The 22,983-nt window shown below is 61.9% G+C and carries 21 protein-coding genes; 13 read left to right on the plus strand and 8 right to left on the minus strand.

Annotated elements, in window-relative coordinates; translation table 11 throughout:
* Positions 1-28: 28 nt before the first annotated feature.
* From moaB to def, 6 genes are read right to left on the minus strand one after another with little or no spacing between them, the layout of a single operon-like run.
* Positions 29-550, minus strand: coding sequence for a molybdenum cofactor biosynthesis protein B (gene moaB, locus RTI30_RS00655; RefSeq protein WP_312262438.1), 522 nt, complete (start codon positions 548-550; stop codon positions 29-31).
* On the minus strand, positions 550-1,944 hold the full coding sequence (locus RTI30_RS00660; protein ID WP_312262437.1) for a sigma-54 dependent transcriptional regulator: 1,395 nt from the start codon (positions 1,942-1,944) through the stop codon (positions 550-552). The genes moaB and RTI30_RS00660 overlap by 1 nt, the downstream gene beginning before the upstream one ends.
* Positions 1,944-4,169 (minus strand): ATP-binding protein, encoded by a 2,226-nt coding sequence (locus tag RTI30_RS00665; RefSeq protein ID WP_312262436.1) that lies wholly within the window; start codon positions 4,167-4,169, stop codon positions 1,944-1,946. The genes RTI30_RS00660 and RTI30_RS00665 overlap by 1 nt, the downstream gene beginning before the upstream one ends.
* Complete coding sequence (gene rsmB / locus RTI30_RS00670; RefSeq protein ID WP_312262435.1) at positions 4,166-5,437, minus strand: 16S rRNA (cytosine(967)-C(5))-methyltransferase RsmB; 1,272 nt, start codon at positions 5,435-5,437, stop codon at positions 4,166-4,168. The genes RTI30_RS00665 and rsmB overlap by 4 nt, the downstream gene beginning before the upstream one ends.
* Positions 5,434-6,369 carry a methionyl-tRNA formyltransferase gene (gene fmt / locus RTI30_RS00675; RefSeq protein WP_312262434.1) on the minus strand — a complete coding sequence of 312 codons (936 nt, stop codon included), beginning with the start codon at positions 6,367-6,369 and terminating at the stop codon, positions 5,434-5,436. The genes rsmB and fmt overlap by 4 nt, the downstream gene beginning before the upstream one ends.
* Positions 6,362-6,865, minus strand: a complete 504-nt coding sequence (def, locus tag RTI30_RS00680; RefSeq protein ID WP_312262433.1) for a peptide deformylase — start codon at positions 6,863-6,865, stop codon at positions 6,362-6,364. The genes fmt and def overlap by 8 nt, the downstream gene beginning before the upstream one ends.
* 74 nt (positions 6,866-6,939) lie before the next feature.
* Between def and RTI30_RS00685 the strand changes: the two genes are divergently transcribed.
* From RTI30_RS00685 to RTI30_RS00735, 11 genes are read left to right on the plus strand one after another with little or no spacing between them, the layout of a single operon-like run.
* On the plus strand, positions 6,940-7,992 hold the full coding sequence (locus RTI30_RS00685) for a LysM domain-containing protein (protein WP_312262432.1): 1,053 nt from the start codon (positions 6,940-6,942) through the stop codon (positions 7,990-7,992).
* Positions 7,989-9,059, plus strand: coding sequence for a DNA-processing protein DprA (gene dprA / locus RTI30_RS00690; RefSeq protein WP_312283310.1), 1,071 nt, complete (start codon positions 7,989-7,991; stop codon positions 9,057-9,059). Before RTI30_RS00685 ends, dprA begins: the two co-directional genes overlap by 4 nt.
* A gap of 9 nt (positions 9,060-9,068) precedes the next feature.
* A complete protein-coding gene (locus RTI30_RS00695) occupies positions 9,069-9,509 on the plus strand; it encodes a DUF494 family protein (RefSeq protein WP_312262262.1) in 441 nt (146 codons plus the stop codon).
* A 3-nt stretch (positions 9,510-9,512) separates the two neighbouring features.
* Positions 9,513-11,951 carry a type I DNA topoisomerase gene (topA, locus tag RTI30_RS00700; protein WP_312262261.1) on the plus strand — a complete coding sequence of 813 codons (2,439 nt, stop codon included), beginning with the start codon at positions 9,513-9,515 and terminating at the stop codon, positions 11,949-11,951.
* 3 nt (positions 11,952-11,954) lie between these two features.
* Positions 11,955-12,287: a ferredoxin FdxA gene (gene fdxA, locus RTI30_RS00705; protein WP_312262260.1), complete on the plus strand. Its 333-nt coding sequence runs from the start codon at positions 11,955-11,957 to the stop codon at positions 12,285-12,287.
* Positions 12,288-12,304: 17 nt separating this feature from the next.
* Positions 12,305-12,994, plus strand: a complete 690-nt coding sequence (minC, locus tag RTI30_RS00710; RefSeq protein WP_312262259.1) for a septum site-determining protein MinC — start codon at positions 12,305-12,307, stop codon at positions 12,992-12,994.
* A gap of 14 nt (positions 12,995-13,008) precedes the next feature.
* Positions 13,009-13,818, plus strand: a complete 810-nt coding sequence (gene minD / locus RTI30_RS00715; RefSeq protein ID WP_312262258.1) for a septum site-determining protein MinD — start codon at positions 13,009-13,011, stop codon at positions 13,816-13,818.
* Position 13,819: 1 nt separating this feature from the next.
* Positions 13,820-14,071: a cell division topological specificity factor MinE gene (gene minE, locus RTI30_RS00720; RefSeq protein WP_312262257.1), complete on the plus strand. Its 252-nt coding sequence runs from the start codon at positions 13,820-13,822 to the stop codon at positions 14,069-14,071.
* Between the two features lie 18 nt (positions 14,072-14,089).
* Positions 14,090-15,196, plus strand: coding sequence for a magnesium/cobalt transporter CorA (gene corA, locus RTI30_RS00725; RefSeq protein WP_312262256.1), 1,107 nt, complete (start codon positions 14,090-14,092; stop codon positions 15,194-15,196).
* Positions 15,193-15,759, plus strand: a complete 567-nt coding sequence (locus RTI30_RS00730) for an N-acetyltransferase family protein (protein ID WP_312262255.1) — start codon at positions 15,193-15,195, stop codon at positions 15,757-15,759. The genes corA and RTI30_RS00730 overlap by 4 nt, the downstream gene beginning before the upstream one ends.
* 54 nt (positions 15,760-15,813) lie before the next feature.
* Positions 15,814-16,995 (plus strand): glycerate kinase, encoded by a 1,182-nt coding sequence (locus tag RTI30_RS00735; RefSeq protein ID WP_312262254.1) that lies wholly within the window; start codon positions 15,814-15,816, stop codon positions 16,993-16,995.
* On the opposite strand, the gene RTI30_RS00740 is transcribed toward RTI30_RS00735, so the two are convergent.
* Together RTI30_RS00740 and RTI30_RS00745 are read right to left on the minus strand one after the other, a co-directional pair.
* Positions 16,992-18,290 carry an MFS transporter gene (locus RTI30_RS00740; RefSeq protein ID WP_312262252.1) on the minus strand — a complete coding sequence of 433 codons (1,299 nt, stop codon included), beginning with the start codon at positions 18,288-18,290 and terminating at the stop codon, positions 16,992-16,994. The genes RTI30_RS00735 and RTI30_RS00740 overlap by 4 nt on opposite strands.
* A gap of 242 nt (positions 18,291-18,532) precedes the next feature.
* Positions 18,533-19,345, minus strand: coding sequence for an IclR family transcriptional regulator (locus tag RTI30_RS00745; protein ID WP_312262250.1), 813 nt, complete (start codon positions 19,343-19,345; stop codon positions 18,533-18,535).
* 93 nt (positions 19,346-19,438) lie between these two features.
* Here RTI30_RS00745 and RTI30_RS00750 point away from each other — a divergent pair, with 93 nt between their 5' ends.
* Together RTI30_RS00750 and RTI30_RS00755 are read left to right on the plus strand one after the other, a co-directional pair.
* Complete coding sequence (locus tag RTI30_RS00750) at positions 19,439-21,664, plus strand: phosphoketolase (protein WP_312262248.1); 2,226 nt, start codon at positions 19,439-19,441, stop codon at positions 21,662-21,664.
* Positions 21,665-21,668: 4 nt separating this feature from the next.
* Positions 21,669-22,982: a four-carbon acid sugar kinase family protein gene (locus tag RTI30_RS00755; protein WP_312262246.1), complete on the plus strand. Its 1,314-nt coding sequence runs from the start codon at positions 21,669-21,671 to the stop codon at positions 22,980-22,982.
* The last annotated feature ends 1 nt before the right edge of the window (position 22,983 follow it).

Consider the following 22,983-nt stretch of genomic DNA (forward strand, 5'->3'; position numbering starts at 1 on the left):
CGCGGGGTGCACGGACAAGCGCGGCGCATCAGCGTTCGTTACGGATACGCGGGAGGAGCTGGGTGAGGTTGCAGGGCTTATGACGGATGTCGAGTTGGGGAAGGATGATTTGACTGATGCCGGTGCGCACCGCCCCCGAGGAACCCGGCAGCAGGAAGAAGAGGGTGCCGGAGCAGATGGCCGCCTCGGCGCGGGATTGGATCGTGCTGGTGCCGATCTCCTGGTAGGAGAGGTAGCGGAAGAGCTCGCCAAAGCCGGGAATGGGCTTGCTCACCAGAGGTGCCATCGCCTCGGGGCAGACATCACGGCCGGTGAGCCCGGTACCACCGGTACTGACGACAACGTCGATACGCGGGTCGTCGATCCAGGCCTGCATCTGGGCGCGCAATTGCAGGAGGTCGTCGGCAACGATCTTGCGGTCGATGAGCCGATGTCCGGCTTCGGTGAGGAGGGCTTGGGCGAGATCGCCGGACTTGTCGGTTGCCGCCGTGCGGGTGTCAGAAGCAGTAAGGATGGCGATCCCCAAGGGTTGCAAGGCGCTTTCTTCCATCAGTCCTCCAAGTCTTCGTCACCGCGGCGCTCACCGCGCAGCCCAATGCCCAGATTTTTCAGTTTACGATATAGGTGGGTACGCTCGAGCCCTGCTACTTCGGCGGTGCGGGCGATGTTCCAGTCGTTGCGGGCAAGATGATATTCGAGAAAGGCGCGTTCAAAACGCTCCCGCGCCCGCTTTAGGGTACCGCCAAAATCATCGCCACTGGCGTTGCTGAGGGGGGCGAGGCGCTGATCGAGCCCGAGTGCCCCTTCCACTTCCTCGGCGCTGACCTCCGGCCCTTCGCTAAGGATCATCAGGCGCTCGACGAGATTCTGCAGCTCCCGCACATTGCCGGGCCAGGGGTAATGCCGCAATACCTCCATGGCCTCGGGAAGAAACTGGCGCCGACTCAATCCATCGCGGCGGCGATGCAGGTTCATGAATTCTTCGACCAGCTCGGGAATGTCGGCACTGCGCTGGGCCAAGGTGGGTACCTGTAGGGGCAGGGCGTGCAGACGATAGAACAGATCTTGGCGAAAACGACCCTCGGCGACAGCCTTTTGCAGATCCCGCGCCGTACCGGCGATGACGCGCACGTCGAGGGCTACGGGATGGGTGCCACCTACACGGAGAATGCGCCGTTCTTGCAGGGCAGAGATCAGCCGCGCTTGGCTTTCGAGGTCCATGTCGGCGATTTCGTCGATGAAGAGGGTGCCGCCATGGGCCTGCTCGAGCCGCCCGCGCTGGATCCGGCCATCCTGCTCGGAGCCAAAGAGCTCTACGGTCACATTGGGCTGGGCAATGGCACCGGCACGCAGGTCGATGAACGGGCCTTCGGCACGCCGACTCTGGCGGTGCAGATAGCGGGCCGCCACCTCCTTGCCGCTGCCCGGCTCACCGGAAAGGAGCACCCAGGAATCTACCGCCGCCACGCGCTCGAGCTGCTCGCGCAACTGGCGAACCGCGCTGCTCTGGCCGCTTGGCCGCTCCACCAGCCCGCTCTGCTCGCGCAGCTGGCGATTGTCGCGCTGCAGACGGAAGGCCTCCAAGGCATGCCCGACGCTAAGCAGGGTCTTGTCGAGGGAGAGGGGCTTTTCGATGAAATCGTAGGCACCGAGCTTGGTCGCCTGCACCGCCGTCTCGATAGTGCCGTGCCCGGACATCATTACCACCGGCTGTTCGAGCCCTGTCTCGGCAAGGCGTTGGAGAAAATGCAAGCCGTCCTCGCCGGGCATCCAGATGTCGAGGAGGAGAAGATCGAAGGCGGCGTCGCGCAGACAGGCCTCGGCCTCGGCGGCACTACCCGCCTGGGTGACCTGGTAACCCTCGTCTTCGAGGATATCGGCCACGGTGCTGCGAATGTCTGGCTCGTCGTCGATCACCAGGATGCTCAGTCGTCTCGTTTCCATCAGCTATCCTCTAGCACCCCTGCCGCGAGGGGAAAAAGCATACAGACCCGGGCACCACTTCCCTCGTCGCGAACACCGGCAACAATCTGCCCGCCATGTTCTTCGACGATGCGCCGGACGATGGCAAGCCCCAGCCCGGAACCCTTGGGCTTGCTGGTGACATAGGGCTCAAAGACCCGGCTGAGCAACTCCGGCGGAAAGCCTGGACCATCGTCCTCCACCGTCCATTCTAGCATGGGGCGCGCCTGGTCGAGAGCCAACCGGGTGCGAATCCAAATCTGCCGCGGTGCTTGTCCCGAGTCCGCCTCGGCGGTGAGGGCGTCGAGAGCGTTGCGTAGCAGATTATTGAGGATCTGCCGCAGACGATGGGCATCGGCAAGAAGGGGGGGCAGTTCGGGGGCAAGGTCGGTGTGGATCTCTACCCCGGCCCCCTGGCCGCGATAGAGCTCGACGACGTCGGCAATGAGGGCATTGAGATCAAGGGGATGCAGATCGAGCTTGGGCGCGCGGGCATATTCGGAGAAGGCATCGACGAGTACCTTGAGGGCATCGACCTGCTGGATGATGGTATGGGTGGCGCGATCGAGGGTCTCGCCCTCCCCCCCCAGACGCTCGAGATATTTGCGCCGCAGGCGCTCGGCGGAAAGTTGAATGGGCGTGAGTGGATTCTTGATCTCGTGCGCCAAGCGCCGCGCCACCTCGCCCCAGGCAGCGCTGCGCTGGGCCGCCACCAACGGACTGACGTCGTCGAAGACGAGGACGAAGCCGACGGTGCCTTCGGTTTCGGTAAAACGCGCGCCATGCAGAATGAGGGTTTGGGTGCCGTCGCTGCGCTCGATCTGCAGCTCCCGCTGCATGTCGGGGCGAGGATGACGAATCCACTCCTGAATCTGCGCCCAGAATTCCTGCAGTTGCGGGTCGTTTTCGCGCTCGGGCAGGCCCTCCTCGGGCAGACGCAGGATTTTGCGCGCGGCAGAGTTGATTTCGAGGATCTGGCCATCCTCGGCAAAGATCAGAATGCCGCTGGAGATTTGCGCCAGGATGGTCTCCAGGTAGTAGCGTCGCTGTTCTGCTTCTTCTTGGGCCTTGGCCGCCTGCTGTTTGGCGCGGGCGAGTTGGCGCGTCATGTTGTTGAAGGAGTGGATCAAGACGCCGAGCTCGTCGTTGCTGGGGACGATCTGCAGGGGAATGAATTCCCCGCGCGCCACGGCTTGGGTGCCGGCCGCCAAGCGGGCAATGGGGGCGGTCAGGCGGCGCGCCAGCAGCAACGCAATCCACAGGGCCGACAAGGCGGTAAGCAACAGCGCCACGGCGAGGTTCATTTGAAACGCCGTCTTCATCGGCCCGCGCATCAGGGTCAACTGCCGGTAGCGATGATCGGCATCCTGTACCGCTACGGCGGCGCGACTGAGTTGTTCCGGCACCACCTGCTCGACATAGAGCAGGCGATTGCCACGCCCAAAGTGGGGATTCATAACCGGAATCAGCACGCGCACCAGGAGCTGTCCATTCTCCGTCGCCATTTTCACGACCGGGTGGTTTTCGTGCATCCCAAGCAAGAGGTCGCGGGGCAGGCGCGGCACCAAGTCGAGGTTATCGCTGCTGGTAGCGATGATGCGGTTGCTGCTCGAAAAAAGCGTCACGCTGCTCAGACGAAACTGGTCGCGCATCTGGATGACGGTGAGCACGGCATTGGCGTCGGAGGCGCCGGTTAGGGCCTGGGCAATGCTCTCGGCGGAGAGCAGCGTGCTGCTGCGATAGCGTTCGATACCGGCCTTGGCGACATCGACGGCTTGGGCCAGGGTCACCTCCACCGCCGTACTCAACCAAGAATCGATTCCTTGGTTCAGATAGCGCCAGGAAAAGGCAAAGACCACCGCCGCCGGACTCAGGCTGAGGATGGTGATGATCACCACCAAGCGGGTGGCGAGCTGACTGCCTACCTCGCCGCGGCGCAATCGCAGAAGCAGGCTGCCGACGGCAAGGAGCACCAAAACCAAGAGCAGCAGGACGATACCGGCGGAGGCAAGCAGCATCGGCACGAAGTACGGGCTGAGCGGCCCGGCGCTGCTGACGAAAAAGGTAAAGCCGAGAAAGCCCAGCACCAAAAGGATGAGTAGAATCGCCCACCAGCGCAGAAATCCGCCTTGGCTCTGCTCTTCGGCGCTGGCGTGCAGGGCATGCAACCAGCGTCGTCGCGGCGAAGGAGTACGGCGTTCCGTCACGCGGCCTCTCCCGCTTCGGCCACTTTGCCGAGAAGCGCGTAAAAAAAGCCATCCATGCCGTCTTGGCCTGGCAGGCGCTGGCCGCTCAGGGGATGCACCTGCAGGCGGGCATCGGCTTGCTCGTCCAAGAAAGCCGCGATCTGCTCGCCATTCTCCTCGGGCAAGACGGAGCAGGTGCAGTACAGCAGGCGACCGCCGGGGCGCAGCAGCGGCCAAACCCCGCGCAGCAAGCGTGCCTGCTCCTGGGTGAGGGTGGCGAGATCGGACGGACGATGAAGGATGTCGGGATGGCGACGGATGATCCCCGTGGCGCTGCACGGAACATCGAGGAGGATGGCGTCGAAGGGCCGGGCATCGGCATACGTGGTAGGATCTGCGGCATCGGCCAGGCGCAGAGTGGGAGCAAAGCCCTGGCGTTGCAGCGCCGCTTGGGTGCGCTGCAAGCGACTTTCGGAGCGATCGAGGGCGAGCAGGTCGTCGGCGCCGAGGGCGAGGAGATGGGCCGTTTTACCGCCTGGGGCGGCACAGGCATCGAGGATGCGCTCCCCCGCCTTGGGCGCCAGAATCTCTGCCGCCAGTTGCGCAGCCCCGTCTTGCACCGCCACCCAGCCCTCTTCCCAGCCCGGCAACTCCTGCACCGGCAGACTCTGCTCCAGCATCAGCGCATCCGGTAACTGCGGGTGCGAGCTGCTGGCAACCCCGCGCTCCGTCAAGAGCGCCTGATAGGCATCGCGGCTACGGCGCTGCCGGTTGACCCGCAACCACAGGGGGGCGGGCTGCAAGTTGGCGGCGATGATCTGCGGCCATTGCTCCGGGTAGGCGACCTGCAGGCGTTGCAGGAGCCACTGCGGATGGGACTGCGGAGGCGGGATGGCGTCGAGGCGAGAGCGCTCGCGTAGGTAGCGGCGCAGAACAGCGTTGACCAACCCCTTGGCCCAGACCTTGCCGATCAACTGGGTGGCAGCGACCCAATCATTGACGACGGCAAATTCTGGGCGCTGGCCGTGGCGCAGTTCATACAAGGCCAACTGCAACAGGGCAGAAATCTGCTCGTCCTGACGCCCCGGCCGCAACAACTGCGCCAGCAGTGCCTGCAGGATCGCCGTCTCGCGTAAGGCACCACTGAGCAGCCACTGCAGGCTCGCCCGTTCCGCCCCCTGCAGCGCACTCCGCTCGAGGAGAAAATCGAGACGCTCCCCGCCGAGGGCAGCAGGATAGGCAATCAGGGCGGCGCGGCGCAGACGCTGTCCCTGCAGCGCTTCGCTCAAGCAAAAACCTCCCCCGGCATGGGGCGATAGCCGCGCACAAAATCCGCACCGCTCAGCTGGGCCTTGCCCGCCGGCTGCACGCGGGTGAGCACCAGGCTGCCTTCGCCACAGGCAATTTCCGGCCCCTCGGCATGCAAGGCGATCACCGTACCCGGGCTACCGACACCCACGCCGCGGCTTGCCGACCAAACGCGCAAGTTCTGCCCACGAAATGCAGTATGTGCCACTGGGTAGGGATGAAAGGCACGGATTTGGCGGTCGAGGACCGACGCGCTCTGCGCCCAATCGATACGCGCCTCCTCCTTGCGCAATTTTTTGGCATAGCTGACCCGCGTCGCATCTTGCGGAACAGCCTGCAGGCCGCCATCCCACAGGCGGTCGAGGGCCTCGCCGAGGGCCTCGGCACCGAGTTCGGCCAGGCGGTCGTGCAGGGTTGCTGCCGTATCGGTGTCGAAAATCGGCGTTGTGCGCGTCCACAGCACGGGCCCGCTGTCGAGGCCCGCCTCCATCTGCATGATGCAGATGCCGGTTTCGGTATCGCCGGCGGCAATGGCGCGGGCGATGGGGGCAGCACCCCGCCAAGCCGGCAAGAGGCTGGCGTGGACGTTGATGGCGCCGAGGCGGGGCAGGTCGAGCATCGCTTGCGGGAGAATTTGGCCAAAGGCGACGACGATGAGTAGATCGGGAGCAAGTTGCCGCAGCCAATCCAGGGTCTCGGGGGCCCGACTCGACTCCGGCTGCAGGATGGGGAGCCCGGCCTCGCTGGCCAGCATTTTGACCGGACTGGCCTGCAGTTTGCGGCCGCGGCCCGCCGGACGGTCGGGCTGGGTTAGTACGCCGACGAGCGCCTCACCGCGCCGTAACAAATGCGCCAGCACTACCGCCGCGAAGGTCGGGGTACCGGCAAAGACGATGCGCCGTCCCTCAGCCATGCTGGCGCAACCGTTTTTCTGCCTTGCGACGGATCAGGCTCTGCTTCAGCCGCGAGAGGTGATCGACGAAAAGTACACCGTTGAGATGGTCGATCTCGTGCTGCAGGCAAACTGCCAGCAAACCATCGGCCTCGATTTCCAGGGTCTTACCGCTGAGATCCTGAGCGCGCACGGTAATACGCTCGGCGCGGCGCACGGTCTCCAAAACCCCGGGCACGGAAAGACAGCCCTCCTGCATTTCTTCTTCACCGGATTTCTGGATGATCTCGGGGTTGATCAGAGTTAGGAGCTCGTTGCGCCCATCCGATACATCCACCACGATCAAGCGTTGGCCAGCCGCCACTTGCGGTGCCGCCAGACCGATACCGGGAGCGTCGTACATGGTTTCCGCCATATCGTCGGCCAATTGCCGAATTTCCCGGTCGATGCGGGCGATCGGCTGGGCCACGCCTTTCAGGCGGGTATCGGGATATTCGACGATTTTCAAAAGCGCCATGGAATCACCGTTCTCGCAAAAATGGATATCTTGGACTAATACTATGGGGCGCGGAAGCCCTGAGGAGTACAGACATGCGAAAAACGGTTGCGTTCCTGGCCATTACCTGCGCCCTGCTTGGTACTGCTGTTCCGAGCGTAAGCTGGGCGCAGAATATTGGCCAGAGCCAAGAGCTAGGCAGCTATGTAGTGCGCCCCGGCGATACCCTCTGGGGGATTGCCGCGCACTTTCTCAAGAACCCCTGGGAATGGCAAAAAATTTGGCGGGCCAACCCGCAGATTCGTAACCCCGATCGCATCTATCCCGGCGATCGCATCGTCCTCTACCGCAACGCCGCCGGCAGCCCCGCTGTGGAAGTCGTTTCCTTGCATCCGCAGCTGCAGGTCGGCGCCATCCCCAGCTACCATACCGGCATTCTCCTGCCTTTTTTGCATAGCCCCGCGGTGGTCGCCAGCAAAGCGGACTACGACAAGCTCCCCTATCTCGCCGCCGCACTCGAAACGCGGCCGGTCTACACCGCCGGCGACAAGATCTTTGTGAGCGGCCTGGCGGATGCCAAACCCGGCACACGCTATAGCATCGTCCGCCTCGGTGCGCCCCTGCACCGCTTAGCGGATCCGCATGCCCTGGGCTATGCCATGATCAATCTCGGCACGGCGGAACTGCTGCGCGGTGGCAGTGAAGCAGAGATCCGAATCGATGAGGCGCGGCGCGAGATCGATCTGGGTGATCGCCTCATCCCCATCCAGTCAACGCCAACCCCGCACTATTTTCCGAGTGCCCCAAGCCAGGCGGTGGCGGCACAGATCGTTGCTGCCAATAACAATGCCGACGAGCTGACGGTGGGCGACGTCGTGGTCATCGACCAAGGGGCCAACGCCCAGCTGCAGCCCGGCAATGTACTGGAAATTGCCGAATCGGCACGGATGACGAAAAACGCCGTAACCGGCAAAAACTTTCCCTTGCCCCCGGAAACCATCGGCTATCTGATGGTCTTCCGCGTCTTTCCGCAGGTTTCCTATGCGGTCATCACCGCGGCCAAGCGGGGAATCCCCATCGGCGCCAATATCTACTATCCTGTGGCAGGTCCAGCACAACTGCGTTCCGAGGCGCAACTCAACCCTTGAAAGAAGCGGCCTGGCTTTCCCTCTTGCGCTGCCCCGGTATTGGCCCGCGGCGGCAGCGCGCGCTGTTGGAAAAATGCGGCTCGGCAGCGGCCTGTTTTGGCCTTCGCCATGCAGAGCTGCCAGCCGCTGCCCAAGAGTGGCTGCGCCGCTCGCCCGAGGAGGGCCTCATGGCCGCCGACTGGCAGTGGCTGGAGAACCCGGAGCAAGATCTCTGCACCTGGTTGGACGACGATTACCCGCCGTTGCTGCGCGAAATCGATGATCCGCCCATGGCCTTGTTTTTGCGCGGTCAGCGGGCACGCCTGCGCGATCCGCTCTTTGCCATCGTCGGTAGTCGTACCCCGAGCCCTGTCGGCGCGGCCACCGCCCGCGCCTTTGCCGAGGAGCTAGGCAGCAGCGGCCTGGTCATCGTCAGCGGCCTGGCGCTCGGCATCGATACCGCCGCCCACCAGGGTGCCCTCGCCAGCGGCACCCTCGCCGTCCTCGGGAACGGTATCGATCTCATCTATCCGCGAGAGAATCTCTCCTTGGCACGAGAGATTCTCCAGCAGGGTCTGATCGTAAGCGAGCAGTTGCCCGGAACGCGTATTCACCGCGGCCTCTTTCCGCGTCGCAACCGCCTGATCAGCGGCATGAGCCTGGGCACCTTGGTAGTGGAAGCGGCAGAAAGCAGTGGCTCGCTGATTACCGCACGGCTGGCCCTGGAGCAAGGGCGCGAGGTCTTTGCCATCCCTGGTTCCATTCACAGCCCGCTTTCGCGCGGGCCGCATCGTCTGATTCGCGAGGGGGCAAAACTGGTGGAGACGGCGCGGGATGTGCTCGAGGAGTTGGGACCGCTCTTCGCCGCCAGCCGCGCCCAACCCACCGCCCAGCGCGAGCCGGAGGATGCCGACGAACGCCGGGTTTTTGCAGCGCTCGGGCAGGAAACCCTGAGCAGCGAGGAAATTGCTCAGCGTTGTGGATTGACGCTCCCGGCGCTTTCGTCCATCCTCATGCGCATGGAAATCCACGGATATATCGCCTCCTGTCCCGGGGGGCGCTTCTGCCGCCTTCCCTATCCTGCCTAGAGGTTCAGCATGGAAGACGTCATCGACATCATCAGTTACCTCCTCGATCACCTCGACGAAGAAGACGAGGGCAGCGAGATCGAAGAACAGTTGCGCGCTGCCGGCTACCCCGAAGAGGGAATCCAGCGCGCCCTCGACTGGATGGACGGCTTCGACGAGATGCAAAGCCCGGAAAACAGCGGTGCCGCCTTGCGCAGCTATCAGCCCTGGGAAAGCCAACAACTCTCGGTGGCAGCCCGCGGTCAACTGGCGGAATGGGAGTACCTGGGGGTCATCAACAGCAGCATACGCGAACGCATCATCGATCGCCTCCTCGCCCTGGAGCTAGAGGAAACGGATCTCGAAACCCTCGATTGGGTGGCCTTTCTCGTGCTCGTCAACGGGGAGGGGCCGGAAAGCTACTGGATGGACCAACTCCTCAGTCCCGATGGTTCTCGGATTCTGCACTGACCCATGTCGCAACTGCTGATCGTCGAGTCGCCGGCCAAGGCCAAGACCATCCAGAAATATCTGGGGGGCGACTTTACTGTTCTCGCTTCGTATGGACATGTGCGCGATCTGCTCCCCAAGGAAGGGGCCGTCGACACCGAGCATGACTTTGCCATGCACTATGCCGAGATCGCCCGCAACGGCAAGCATGTGGATGCCATCGCCAGCGCTCTACGCAAGGCCGACGGCCTTTGGCTCGCCACCGATCCGGATCGCGAGGGGGAGGCCATCTCCTGGCATCTGGTAGAGTTGCTGCGCGATAAGAAATTGCTTGAGGGCAAGCCGGTGCAGCGCGTCGTCTTCCACGAGATCACGCCGCGTGCGGTGCAGGAGGCAATCGCCCACCCCCGCGCCATTGCCATGGATCTGGTCAATGCCCAACAGGCCCGCCGCGCCCTCGACTACCTCGTCGGTTTCAATCTCTCTCCGTTGCTTTGGCGCAAGGTGCGGCCGGGCTTGTCGGCGGGCCGGGTGCAGAGTGCCGCCCTGCGCATGATCTGCGAGCGCGAGGCGGAAATTCGTGCTTTCGTTGCCCGCGAATACTGGACCCTGACGGCGCAACTCGGCCAAGACGACAAGCGCTTTCCCGCCCGCCTCACCCATTGGCAAGGTAAAAAACTCGAACAGTTCGACATTGCCGACGAGGCAGCCGCCACGACCCTACGCGAGGAGATCCTCGCCAGCGTGGCAAGCAAGCAATTGCAAGTCAGCGAGGTAGAGCGCAAGCAGCGCCAGCGCCAGCCTGCTCCCCCCTTCACCACCTCGACCCTGCAGCAGGAGGCCTCGCGCAAGCTGGGCTTCAATGCCAGCCGCACCATGCGGGTGGCACAACAACTCTACGAGGGTATCAGCATCGGCGAGGAGACCGTGGGTCTCATTACTTATATGCGTACCGACGCCGTAAACCTCTCGGAAGATGCCATCGCGGCGATGCGCGGCTTTGTCGAGCAGCACTTTGGCAAAGAATACCTGCCCGCAGCACCGCGCCGCTTCAAGACCAAGGCCAAGAATGCCCAGGAGGCGCACGAGGCGATTCGGCCTACCGACATCCGGCGCCACCCCGATCAGTTGAAGGCACGCTTGGACAAAGACCTATGGCGGCTCTACGACCTGATCTGGAAGCGTGCCGTGGCCTGCCAGATGGCGGCGGCACAGCTCGATCTGGTCGCAGTAGATTTCGACAATGGCGGCCATTGGCGTCTGCGCGCCAATGGCTCGACGGTCACCTTCCCGGGCTTTCTAGCGGTGTATCAAGAGGGCAAAGACGAGGACGACGAAGACGACGAACAACGGCTGCTACCGCCGATGCAGAAAGGCGATCATCCGCGCTTTGACGGTCTCGATGCCGAGCAGCATTTTACCGAGCCGCCACCGCGCTATAGCGATGCCACCTTGGTCAAGACCCTCGAGGCGCACGGCATTGGGCGGCCCTCCACCTACGCGAGCATCATTCAGACCTTGCAGAATCGCGAATATGTGGCGGTGGAACAGCGACGTTTTCATCCCACGGATCTCGGCGAGGTGGTCAACCAGTTCCTGGTGCAGCACTTCGACCAGTATGTCGACTATGGATTTACCGCCGAACTAGAAGATCAACTCGATGCCATCTCCCGCGGTGAAAAACAATGGCAGCCGGTGTTGGCTGCCTTTTGGAAACCCTTCCGCGAGCGCTTGGAAGAAAAAGCGGGCGTGAGCCGCTCCGAGGCCACCAGCGAAGCCATCGACGAGGACTGCCCGCAATGTGGCAAGCCGTTGCGTCTGAAGCTAGGGCGCTATGGCCGCTTCATTTCCTGCAGCGGCTACCCGGACTGCAATTATGCCCGCCCTATCGATGGGCCGCGGGAAGCGCCGGAGCCGGTGGGACGGGACTGCCCCGAATGTGGCAAGGAACTGGTCTACCGCCAAGGGCGCTATGGTCGCTTCATTTCCTGCAGCGGTTACCCCAGCTGCAAGTATCTGGAGAGTCTCCAAGCGGTCAAATCGACAGGGGTCACCTGCCCACAGTGCCAACGTGGCGAACTGGTCGAAAAGCGTAGCCGCTATGGCAAGATTTTCTATTCTTGCAATACCTATCCCCAATGTACTTATGCCGTTTGGGGCGAGCCGGTGGCTCGCGCCTGCCCGCGCTGCGCTTGGCCCGTCCTCTACAAAAAGAGTACCAAACGGCGAGGCGATGAGCTGATTTGCCCGCAAGCCGACTGCGCTTTTCATTTTCCTGCGGCAGCCGAGCCGGCAGAGATTCAAGAATTGCTGCAGACCTATCAGCCGCCCGAGCCCAAGGAGAAGGCGGAAAAGCCGGCGAAATCGGCCAAGACCACGACTCGCCGTGGCAAGACTACCGCCAAGAAGGTTGCCCCCAAAACGGCAAGCAGCCGTAAGAAATCCACTGTAGCCAAGGTTTGATGCATGACCTACGTCGTTACCGAAAACTGTATCGAGTGCAAGTACACCGACTGTGCCGAAGTCTGCCCCGTGGAATGTTTTCATGAGGGACCGAACTTTCTCGTGATTGATCCCGTAGAGTGCATCGATTGCGCCGCCTGCGTCCCGGAGTGCCCAGTCGATGCCATCTTCGCCGAGGATGAAGTTCCGGAGGACCAAAAACATTGCATAGCACTCAATGCGGAATTGACCCCGCACTGGCCGGTCATCATCCGTAAGCACGACCCGTTGCCTCGGGCAGAGGAATTCAAGAACCAAAAAAACAAGCTTCCCTTGCTCCGTCGTGAGCGCGCCTGACCAGTTTCACGTGAAACATGCCTGCCGCCCAGCCTCCCAAACCCATCCTTCGCTTTAGCGGTGGCGTATTCACCCTCAGTATCCTGCGCTTGGCGGATCTTTCTCCCGAGGCGCTAGCCGAAGAACTTGCGGCACAGGGTACCGCCTTGCAGCTACTGCAGGGCGCGCCGCTGGTGCTCGATCTCGGCGAATGCCCTTCTTCGACTCCTCTCCCTTTTGCTGAGCTGCTCGCCGTTTTGCGCGCGCAAGGCTGTGTGCCGATTGGGGTGCGCAATGCGAATGCGGCACAGGCCGCGGCTGCCGCTGCCCATGGGCTCCCGCAGCTGCGCGGGCGGGAGGAGCCGACGCCGGCGGCAGCACCTCCTGTCGTCACCCGCGCCGCTGGCGAGATACTGCAACAAGGCTTGCGCTCCGGGCAACGCCATTATGCGCGCGGCAGTGATTTGATTTGCCTGGGTGCAGTAAATGCGGGCGCCGAGCTGCTCGCTGACGGCCACGTTCACGTTTATGGACCGCTGCGAGGGCGAGCTCTGGCCGGGGTGCAAGGCGACGAATCGGCGCACATCTTCTGTCAGCGTTTGGAAGCGGAGCTCGTAGCCATTGCCGGGGTGTACATCAACCTCGATGCCCAGCATCCCCTGTGGGGCAAAGCTGCCCAAGTTTCCCTCGAAGGCGAACACCTGCATATAATCGCGTTGGCAAAATAAAGGAGAGAAACACCGTGGCCCAAACCGTCGTCGTCACCTCTGGCAAAGGAGGAGTAGGGAAAACAACCACCAGTGCTGCCTTTGCCAGCGGCCTCGCCCAGCGAGGGTATCGTACCGTGGTCATCGACTTTGATGTCGGCCTGCGCAATCTCGATCTCGTGATGGGTTGCGAACGCCGCGTCGTTTACGATTTCATCAACGTCATTCAGGGGGAGGCTCGGCTGCAGCAGGCCCTGATCCGCGACAAGATGCTGGACAATCTCTACATCTTGCCTACCTCCCAAACCCGCGACAAAGACGCCCTGACCCGCGAAGGAGTAGCCGCGGTGATGGAAGAATTGCAAAAAGAATTTGATTATGTGGTCTGCGATTCACCTGCTGGCATCGAAAGTGGTGCCCTGCGCGCCCTCTACCATGCCGATGCGGCGATTGTCGTTACCAACCCGGAGGTCTCCTCGGTGCGAGATTCCGATCGGATTCTTGGCATCCTTGCCGCCCGCTCGAAGCGTGCCGAGGAGGGTGCTGAGCCCATCCGCGAGCATCTTCTGCTGACTCGCTATTCGCCCAAGCGAGTACAGGGCGGCGAAATGCTTTCCCTCGATGATGTCCAGGAATTGCTACGCATCCCATTGCTGGGGGTGATTCCAGAGTCTGAGGTCATCCTCCAGGCGTCCAACCAAGGTATCCCTGCCATCCACATGCGCGGTTCCGACGTGGCCCTGGCCTACGAAGATGTCGTTGCTCGTTTTCTTGGCGAAGAGCGTCCGCTGCGCTTCATTCAGGCCGAAAAGAGCGGCTTCTTCAAACGGCTCTTTGGAGGCTGAAATGTCCTTCCTCGACTATCTCTTGGGTTCAAAAAAAAAGACGGCAAGCGTCGCCAAGGACCGCCTCAAGCTCATCCTTGCCCACGAGCGTAGCGCTGGCGCGCCGGATTTTTTGCCTGCCCTGCAGGCGGAACTCCTGACCGTGATCAGTAAATATATCCCCGTGGAAAAAGATCAGATTTCCGTGCATATGGAACGACGGGGAGACTTTGAGGTGCTGGAACTGAACATCCTCTTTCCCGACCAGCACTGACTTCCAACGAGGAGCGGCATGGGTAACCGGCGCTTCGTTTCACGTGAAACCAACCTGCGTGCCCAAGCGAGTCGACGTGGCCTTGCGCCGGGAACGCTTCTCGACGAGGGTGGCCAGAGCCCAGCCACGCTGCGACTTCTGCGCTATCGCCCTGAGGCCTGCGAACAGGAAGCAGCGCCGAGTTTTTCCCGAGCCGCGCAGCTCTGCGCGGCCAAGGCCGGAACCGTCTGGCTACACAGTAGCGGTATTCCCAACCGTGCGCAGCTAGAAGAGCTCGGCCAGCAATTCGGTATTCATCCCCTCACCCTGGAGGACATCCAGGGTAGCTTTCACCAAGCCAAATTGGAGACATTCGAGCACTATGTGTACCTCCAATGCCAGAATCTGAGTGTCCAGAACGAACGGGTGGAGGTGGTGCCCTTTCACATCCTGCTCAAAGAAGACTTGGTGATCAGCATCCTTTCCGGCGCCGACGACATCACCACGCCCCTATTGGATCGATTGCAAAATCCGCAGTCCCGCCTGCGCCAGCGTGATGCCGGTTATCTCGTATATGCCTTGCTCGACCTTGTCGTCGATCAGGCCTTTCCTGCCCTGCAACGCTTTACCCACCAGGTCGAAGTCTTGGAGGAGGATCTCCTCACGCGCGTGCACAATGGCCAGATAGTCGCCATCCAACAGGCCAAGCGTGACCTCATCGTCTTCAACCATGTTCTATGGCCCATGCAGGAAACCGTCTCCCGCCTCAACCACAGCATCGGTGAGCACCCCTTGCTGCGCAGCAACCTCCGACCCTTTCTCAATGACCTCTACGACCACACCATCCAGCTCATGAGCCTCCTCACGAGTGAGCGCGACGTGGTGAGTGGCCTGATGGACATTTATCTCTCGATGGTCAATAACCGGCTGAGCGACATCATGCGGGTCTTGACCATCATCTCTACCATTTTCATCCCCCTCACCTTCGTGACCGGGATTTACGGGATGAACATCGACGGCATTCCCCTGCTCCACTATCGCTATGGCTATGAAATCGTCGTTACCTTCATGACTATCGTCGCGCTCAGCATGCTCTGGTATTTTCGTCGGCGCGGCTGGATTTTCCAGCGTCGTGGCCGTGCATGATGAAGACGGTCACACCGCCAGCACTCGGCGCCGCGCCACAAGCCCACGTCGCACCAAATCTGCAGATCCATCGCCTTTCTGCTTCGGATTGGCCGCGCTACGCGCTGGGCATAGGCGAATTGCTCAATCACGAGATTACCCATAGCGCCTACCTGTATCGCGAGGAAGTCTTCGACCGCGAAGAGCTCGAACGCTGGCTGCAAACGCGAACCCAGCCCCAGGGAATGCTCTGCGTCGCCATCCTCGAGGGCAACTTGGTTGGCTTTGCGAGCTATGCACCATTTCGCAGCTTTTCCGGTAGTGTCGATACCGTCGAGCACTCGCTCTATGTCAGCCAGTATTGGCGTACGCAGGGTATTGGTGGCAAGCTCTTACAAGCGAGCCTGCACATCGCCCAGCAAGCCGGGAAAAAATCTCTGGTCGGCGTTATCGATAGCGAGAACTTGCCGAGCATCCGTTTGCACGAGCGCCACCAATTCGATCACGTTGGCTGCCTGCGCGGCTTGGGGCGAAAGTTTGGGGTCTATCGCAACGCCGAGCTCTTTCAGCGACTGCTATCCTAAGTAAGCCCATACCGAAGCGGCGCCCTGTAAAGGCGCACTGGAAGAGATCTACCCATGAATTCGACCATGCCGCACGCTTTACGTATTCTGATTGCGCCGGATCATTACAAGGGGAGCATGAGCGCCCCAGCGGCGGCGCAGATCATGCAGCAGGCCTTTGCTCGGCATTTCCCGGGCGCGACTTTCGATCTTCTCCCCCTTGCTGACGGTGGCGAAGGGACTGCCGCGGCCTTTCAGCAGGCCAAAGCCGGGCTTGTCGAAAAAGTTGCGGTGCGCGATCCTTTGGGGCGATGGCGCGAGGCGGACCTCGTATTACTCGATGCCGGCAAGACCGCCGTGGTGGAAATGGCGCAGGCAAGCGGACTTCTCCTGCTGCGTCCGGAAGAACGCAACCCCCTGCAGACGAGCTCCCACGGCACCGGCGAATTGCTGCGGGCGGCGTTGGAGCGCGGCGCCGAAACCATTCTAATCGGCCTGGGCGGCAGTGCCACCAACGACGGCGGCATGGGCATGCTCACTGCCCTCGGCGCCCGCTTTTATGACGCCAAAGGCAAGGAACTGTCTGCTACAGGGAAAGATCTTGCCCGCGTTGCCAAAGCCGATTTCAGCCAACTGCATCCGCGCCTAGCCGAAGTACACCTTCTCGCCATCTGCGATGTCGATAATCCCCTCCTTGGTCCTACCGGCGCCACCCAAGTCTATGGCCCACAGAAGGGGGCGGATGCCGCCGCGCTCTCGGCTCTGGAGGCCGGCATGCGCAATTACCTCCATCATCTCGAGGCCGATAGCGGCAAAGCCCTTGCTGCCTTGCCAGGTGCCGGTGCGGCCGGCGGTTTGGGTATGGCCTGTCTCTTCTTGGGCGCGCAACTGCGTTCGGGCATAGGGGTCATTGCCGAGCTGCTGCAATTGGAAGAACGCATCGCTGCTGCAGATCTGGTCATTACCGGCGAAGGCTGTATAGATGAGCAAACCCTGCATGGTAAGACGATTGCCGGGGTGCTACGCGTCGCGCAGCGTCAAGCCCGCCCCGTCGTGGTCATCGCTGGCGCTTTGCGAACGGATGTCGAAACTTGGCGGAAATTGGGCGCCACGGCGGTATTCAGTAGCGTCGCCAGCTCGGCCCCGGAGGCGGACCTGCTTGCCTCGGGGCCCAGCAACTTAGAGCGAACCGCCAGCAGCGTTGCCGCCACCTTGGCCTGCGGCCTTGGCCTCGCTGCCCGAACTGCCCAAGCCTAGCCCACGGCAGCACCCATATCGCCGGCGGGGGTAACACTACGCTTTGCCTCCAGATCGATGGGCAAGGGGATGCGCATGGCCCAGAGGTTGACGAGCATACCCAAGGCAGCCAAGACCGCCATTACCCAAAAGACACCGGACCAGCCAACCGTGCCAATGAGCACCGAGGAGGACACCGGTCCAATGGCACTCACGGAGTTGGAGATCAGGCCAATGGCGAAGGCGCCGGCGCCCATAGTCGCCACCGGAAAACAATTACACGGCGACGCCCAATAGTTGGGTGGAGTGGCCATGGTGCAGGCAACGACCAGGGCAGAAATCAAAAACCACGTGTAGGATATTGGTGCAACGTACAAAATCATCAGGGCACCGAGAATCACCGCACCGTTGGCAAAGCTGATCACACGCAGGCGCGCGTTGATGACACTACGGTGGGAGGCATCGCGCCGAGCCCGGAGATCCCCCAGAAGCGCGCCGAGGATGGCGGCCACAAAGCCCATCAGACCCCAGATGAACATGACATTACCGGTTTGCGTCGGTTGGTAGCCGAGATGATAGGCATACAGAGGCAAGAAGCCGCCAATGGTGAACAGCGCCCAATTATTGGGAATCTGGACGATGCCCATGATCCAGGTCATGGGATAGGACCAGGCGCTGCGATGGTGCCCAACCTTGGCTTTTTTGATATCGCCGGCGTGGCTTGCGGCGTCCTTGGCGAAGAGAAAATAGATCACGGAACCCAGCACCATGATCCCGGCAGTAATGAAATAGACATCCTGCCAACCGAGGGCGGCCAGACTCCCGGTGACGATACCGCCAACGGCACCGCCGAGGGTAATGGCGCCCAGCATTGCCGCCAGGGAAATACCGCGCTGGCTAGACCGGAACCATCCTCCGAGTTGCAGCGAGAAGAGCGCAATCATCATGATCATCAACCCTTGGCAGAAGCGCAGCACTACCAGCAGCAGCAAGGATTTGGTGAGGGGAATGAGGATGGGCAGCAATACCTGCGGCACAATGAGAAAAACCTGCGCCAATAGTACCCCGAGTTTGATGCGCGTATCGAAGATGCCGCCGTGGCCAAGAAAAAAGGCCACGAACAACCCAACGGAAAAGGCGTCTACCCCGGCAGTGGCAAGGGTGGATGCGGAAACCCCCATGGCCTGCGCCATGGCGGGCGCGGCGACTCCGAAGGCAGTCAACGACATGAAACTGGTGGTCATGATGATGCCTGCAACCGATGCCATTACCCAACGGTAGGGCGACGAGTATTCCGGTAATTCTTGTAGATCCATGGCTTACTCTCCTCTCAAAAACCAACGCCCCCACCGAGGGGAGGGCTCGGCGGTTTTTCGGGCAGCTCTGGATATAAGAGAATAATAATTTTTGAATACATAGAGTTACCGCCCTAACTTGCCGCTTTTTCAGGCTAGTTCCGGCTCTTTCTTTCCGCAATATTCTATTATTCCACGATGTGGGATAAAGGCGCCGATTTGGGCCTGTGCGGCAGGATAATAAAGGAGAAAGGCTTGCCCGCTCAGCGCGCCATGGGCTTGTATTCCGGATGTTCTGGATAGTGCACGTTGAGGGTGACCTTACGACCGCGTAGGTTACGGACGATGCGCCGCCCCGCCTCGGACAGGAGTTTGCTCCAGACGAGTTGCCGGCGATCGATGGGCGCCGAGATGCTCAGCCCCACCACCCAGGGCAACTTGGCCTCGAGCAGGATGGCAAGACAGCCAACCCCTTCCTCGGCCTCTTCGTTGTCGAGGGCAAAACCGCGCTCCCGGGTGGCCTGCAGTTCCGCGGTCAGGGCGGGAAGGCTTTGCAGGGAGTGGCGGGTAAGGGCAGGAAGGCCACAGCGGCGCGCATAGGCGGCAACGGCTTCGGCATCGCCGCGAGCCAGCATCAGCTTGCCGACGGCGGTGCAATGCAGGGGTGCGCGGCTGCCGATGATCTGCTCCACCCGCATCAGACGACGGGGAGAAACCCGCGCCACATAGAGCACCTCATCCTGCTCTTGAATGCTCAAATTTACCGTCTCTTGCACCTGATCGCGCAACCAGAGCATGGCGGGTCGGGCCAGAGTGCAGAGGTCGTTGCGCCCGGCAATGAGTTCGGCCCAGTCGGCAAGCTGTGCCGCGAAGAGATAGTGTCCTTGCGCATCGCGCGTCAGCAAGCCATTGGCCTGCGCCGCAGCAAGAATGCGAAACGCGGTGGAGCTGGCCAGGCCGGTTTCTGCGGCGAGCACCTTGAGGCTCGCCTCGCCGCCCTCGGCAGCGAGGGCATCGAGGAGGGAACGTAGGCGGTCAATGACTTGTATTCCCGAAGAAACTTGTTTCTTCGCCACGTTTTTATTCCGCATCATGAAAAATTATTTTCATTGCGGAATGATAGTTTTCTTCCTAGAGTGAAAACAAGTTTTCTTCCAACGGACCAAACCATGCAAAGCTCTAACCCTCCGCGCAGCGAATCTCCCGATTTTCGTCACGGCATTCGGTATTTTGGTGCGCCCTGGAGCGCTGATACCGACTACGGCCGCGCGCCCGTGGTACAGAACGACAGCGGTCGTATTGCCGATCCGGCCGATCCGGCCGCGGCCTACCAGGGGCTTTTGCTGGCCGACGCCCTGCGCTATTGCACCCTCCAGGTCTGCGCCGCAAAGTCCTCGGGCCATCCCGGCGGCTTTGCCTCCAGTGCCGAGGCCTATGCCGCCTTGGTACTCCTCGGGCACACCAATATCGTGACGGAAGTGGGGCACCATGCCCCTGGCTTCTACAGCGCCATGTTCCTCGATCGCTCCTTGGAGGCCATGGGGATACACAACATGCAGGATTTCATGGATCGCTATCGCGAGCGCCATGGCCTGCTTGGTCATCTTTCCGGTGCCATTCCCGGTCTTCTTGCCCCGGCCGGTCCCCTCGGTCAGGGACAGCACTTCGCCATGGCCGGCGCCTTGTTGCATCCTGGCGTTCTCTTTCCGGTGACCATTGGCGACGGCGGCCTGGGCGAGCCCTACGTGCTGAGCAGCATGAAGCATTTTCATTTTGCCTACCCGCAAGTCACCAACTATCTGCCCATACTGGTCTGGAACGGCTTTAGCCAGGAACATCATTCGATGATCTCGCGCATGGGCAATGCGGAAATGATTGCCTATTGGCGCGCCCACGATTTTGACGAGGTGATCCTGGTCGATGCCAAGGACTTTGACGATGCCGGGCAGGATGGCGCCTACGTCGATTCCACCCGCTTCTCCCAGGCGGCTCGTATGGCCTTCATGCAGGCAGTGCTGACCGGTATGGCGAAGGCGGCGACCAGCGCCCTTAGTGGCCGCCACACCGCCTTTTTGCTCAAGCAGCTCAAGGGGGCCGGGGTACACACGACGGGAGCCAAGGCGCACAATCTCCATCCGCACGATACCCTGGAGTCGCCCGAGATCTGCGCTGCCCTGAGCGAACGCGCGCTTTCTCCCGAGGCCTGGGCTTTGGTGCGAGAAAACTGCGTACGTGCCGGTGGTGGACCGGCAGCAAAGACGGTGGTTACCGAGCGGGAGTTGGAATTACCTGCCCTGGGCGAGTTTCCCCTGCACGAATACCGGCTCGGCGAAGCAGCAGTGCCGGCCAGCGCCATGGCGGCCTTGGTCGCTTGGCTGGGTGCCCGTGATCGCCGTTTTGTGGTCAGCAATGCCGACGGCACCGAAGCCTCGAACATGAAGGCCATCAACGAGGCCCTGAAGATTCGCCATCCCACCCCGGATCCGCTCTATCATCAAGAGCCGGGGGGCCAGGTTTATGAGCCCTTGAGCGAAGACGCCTGTGCCGGCCTTGCGGCGGGCCTTGCCCTCTTTGGCGGACGTGCGCTCTGGCTGTCGTACGAATCCTTTGCCATCAATGGCTGGCCCATCGTGCAAACCGTTGGCCAGGCAATGGCGGAGCTGCGCCGACGCACGCCCTCGCTGGTGTGTATGTTTACCGCGGGCGCCCTCGAACAAGGTCGCAACGGCTGGACCCACCAGCGGCCGGAAATCGAGAGTTACATCGCCGCACAGATGCGTAATGGCAATGTCTTTTTGCTCTATCCGCCCGATGCCAACGGCATTCAGGCGGCCTATGAGATGGCGAGCACCAGTCACAACAAGATCATGACCATCATTGCCTCGAAGAGTCCGCTGCCCGTGCGCCTGAGCCTCGCCGATGCGCGCCGGGGCCTGCAGGCCGGCGCCGTGACCTTGGCCGAGGCAGGCGAGGGCCAGCGCGGCAGTATCGTCTTTGCGGTCTTGGGCGATATGGTCTTGCAGTCGGTTTTTGCGGTGCAGGAGGATCTCGTGGCGGCGGGCTACCGGGTGCGTATCGTGGCGGTGATCAACCCTCGCCAGCTCTATCGTCCCGAGGATGTGGCGGGAACCGATGTGGCGGAGTTCGATGACCATTTTCTTGCCGACGACGCCTTTCATGCCCTCTTCGATGCCGATCTTTTGGTTGGCGTCAGCGGCGGGCCAGCCACCGCCCTCGAGCCGGTGTTGTTGCGCAGCCGCCATCGCGCCCGGGAGATTTTTGCCTGGCAACGCGGCGACACCACCGCCTCGGCGGGGCAGCTCCTCGGCCTCAACGGTTTAGCCCCGGAACAGATCCGCGCGCGTCTGCGCCAGCGCCTGGAGAGCTTGGGGTAGGGCCATGGGCAAGATCATCGTCATCGACGACGACCCCACCGGGTCACAGACGGTGCATGGCTGCCTCCTGCTCACGCGCTGGGACAGCAGCAGCCTGCGAAGCGCCCTGGCCGATACTGCGCCGCTCTTTTTTATACTGGCCAACACCCGCGCCCTGCCCGCCGCTGCCGCTGCCGACCGCCTGCGGGAGATTGCTCGGGGGTTGCGGGAGGCCCTGGCGGCATCGCCCTCGCCCGATGGCTATCTTCTGGTGAGCCGCTCCGACTCGACCCTGCGCGGTCACTATCCCTTGGAAACCGATCTCCTCGCCGAGGAACTCGGCCCCTTCGATGCCCACTTTCTGGTGCCGGCCTTTTTCGAGGGGGGGCGCATCACCCACAACGGCACCCATTATCTGCGGCAGGATGGACACTTGGTGCCGGTGCACGAAACGGAATTTGCCAGGGACGCGGTCTTTTCCTTTCACCACAGTTATTTGCCCGATTATGTGGAGGAGAAGACAAAGGGTCGCATCCCGGCTGCAGCCGTTCGCGTTCTGCGCCGCGCGGACTTGGTAGAGCAGGGGGAGGCGATTCTCCGTGGCCTGCGCGACAATGCTTGCGTGGCGGTAGATGCAGAAACGCCGGACGATCTCGCCTGTTTTGCCGCCGCGGTGCGCGCCGCCCAACGGGCCGGCAAACGTTTTCTCTTTCGCAGCGCCGCCAGTCTGCTCACCGCCCTGGCCGATCTGCCGCCACAACCGGTTGCCCCAGAGGCGATGGGGCAGTTTCGCCGTGGCACCACTCCCGGCGTGGTTCTCGTCGGCTCCCATGTCCGCAAGAGCAGCGAACAGCTCGAGGTCCTACTCGAGGAGGAGGGGGTTGCTGCCATTGTCGTGGACGTCGATCGATGCCAAGGCGAGGAGCGGGTTGCCTACCAGAACGCGGTGCTGCAGCAATGCGCGGCAGCCTATGCGCAAGGCCAAGATCTGGTGATCTACACCAGCCGCGAGGAACGTCGTTTTGCCAGCGATACCGAGCGTCTGACCTTTGGCGAGGCGGTGTCGCGCTTTCTCATGGAAGTTTTGCAAGGCCTGCCGCGGGATATCAGCTTTCTCATTGCCAAGGGCGGCATTACTTCCAACGACACCCTGAGCACGGGGCTCGCATTGGCAATGGTGCGCAGTATGGGGCAGATCTTACCGGGCTGTTCCCTGGTCCTCTGCCCCGCGGAGCACCCACGTTTTCCCAATCTGCCGGTGGTGATTTTTCCAGGCAACGTCGGCGACCGCGACGCCCTCGCCCTGGTTCGTCGTCGGCTGCGCGGCGCGGGGGCCTGAC

This window comes from Candidatus Igneacidithiobacillus taiwanensis (assembly GCF_031962545.1).
Taxonomy (GTDB): domain Bacteria; phylum Pseudomonadota; class Gammaproteobacteria; order Acidithiobacillales; family Acidithiobacillaceae; genus Igneacidithiobacillus; species Igneacidithiobacillus taiwanensis.

Coding starts and splice junctions, on each gene's coding strand:
- moaB (WP_312262438.1), bottom strand. CDS start 550: ATGGAAGAAAGCGCCTTGCAACCCTTGGGGATCGCCATCCTTACTGCT.
- RTI30_RS00660 (WP_312262437.1), bottom strand. CDS start 1,944: ATGGAAACGAGACGACTGAGCATCCTGGTGATCGACGACGAGCCAGAC.
- topA (WP_312262261.1), top strand. CDS start 9,513: ATGTCGCAACTGCTGATCGTCGAGTCGCCGGCCAAGGCCAAGACCATC.
- RTI30_RS00750 (WP_312262248.1), top strand. CDS start 19,439: ATGCAAAGCTCTAACCCTCCGCGCAGCGAATCTCCCGATTTTCGTCAC.
- def (WP_312262433.1), bottom strand. CDS start 6,865: ATGGCGCTTTTGAAAATCGTCGAATATCCCGATACCCGCCTGAAAGGC.
- RTI30_RS00730 (WP_312262255.1), top strand. CDS start 15,193: ATGATGAAGACGGTCACACCGCCAGCACTCGGCGCCGCGCCACAAGCC.
- minE (WP_312262257.1), top strand. CDS start 13,820: ATGTCCTTCCTCGACTATCTCTTGGGTTCAAAAAAAAAGACGGCAAGC.
- RTI30_RS00740 (WP_312262252.1), bottom strand. CDS start 18,290: ATGGATCTACAAGAATTACCGGAATACTCGTCGCCCTACCGTTGGGTA.
- RTI30_RS00695 (WP_312262262.1), top strand. CDS start 9,069: ATGGAAGACGTCATCGACATCATCAGTTACCTCCTCGATCACCTCGAC.
- corA (WP_312262256.1), top strand. CDS start 14,090: ATGGGTAACCGGCGCTTCGTTTCACGTGAAACCAACCTGCGTGCCCAA.
- fdxA (WP_312262260.1), top strand. CDS start 11,955: ATGACCTACGTCGTTACCGAAAACTGTATCGAGTGCAAGTACACCGAC.
- RTI30_RS00755 (WP_312262246.1), top strand. CDS start 21,669: ATGGGCAAGATCATCGTCATCGACGACGACCCCACCGGGTCACAGACG.
- RTI30_RS00685 (WP_312262432.1), top strand. CDS start 6,940: ATGCGAAAAACGGTTGCGTTCCTGGCCATTACCTGCGCCCTGCTTGGT.
- fmt (WP_312262434.1), bottom strand. CDS start 6,369: ATGGCTGAGGGACGGCGCATCGTCTTTGCCGGTACCCCGACCTTCGCG.
- minC (WP_312262259.1), top strand. CDS start 12,305: ATGCCTGCCGCCCAGCCTCCCAAACCCATCCTTCGCTTTAGCGGTGGC.
- RTI30_RS00735 (WP_312262254.1), top strand. CDS start 15,814: ATGAATTCGACCATGCCGCACGCTTTACGTATTCTGATTGCGCCGGAT.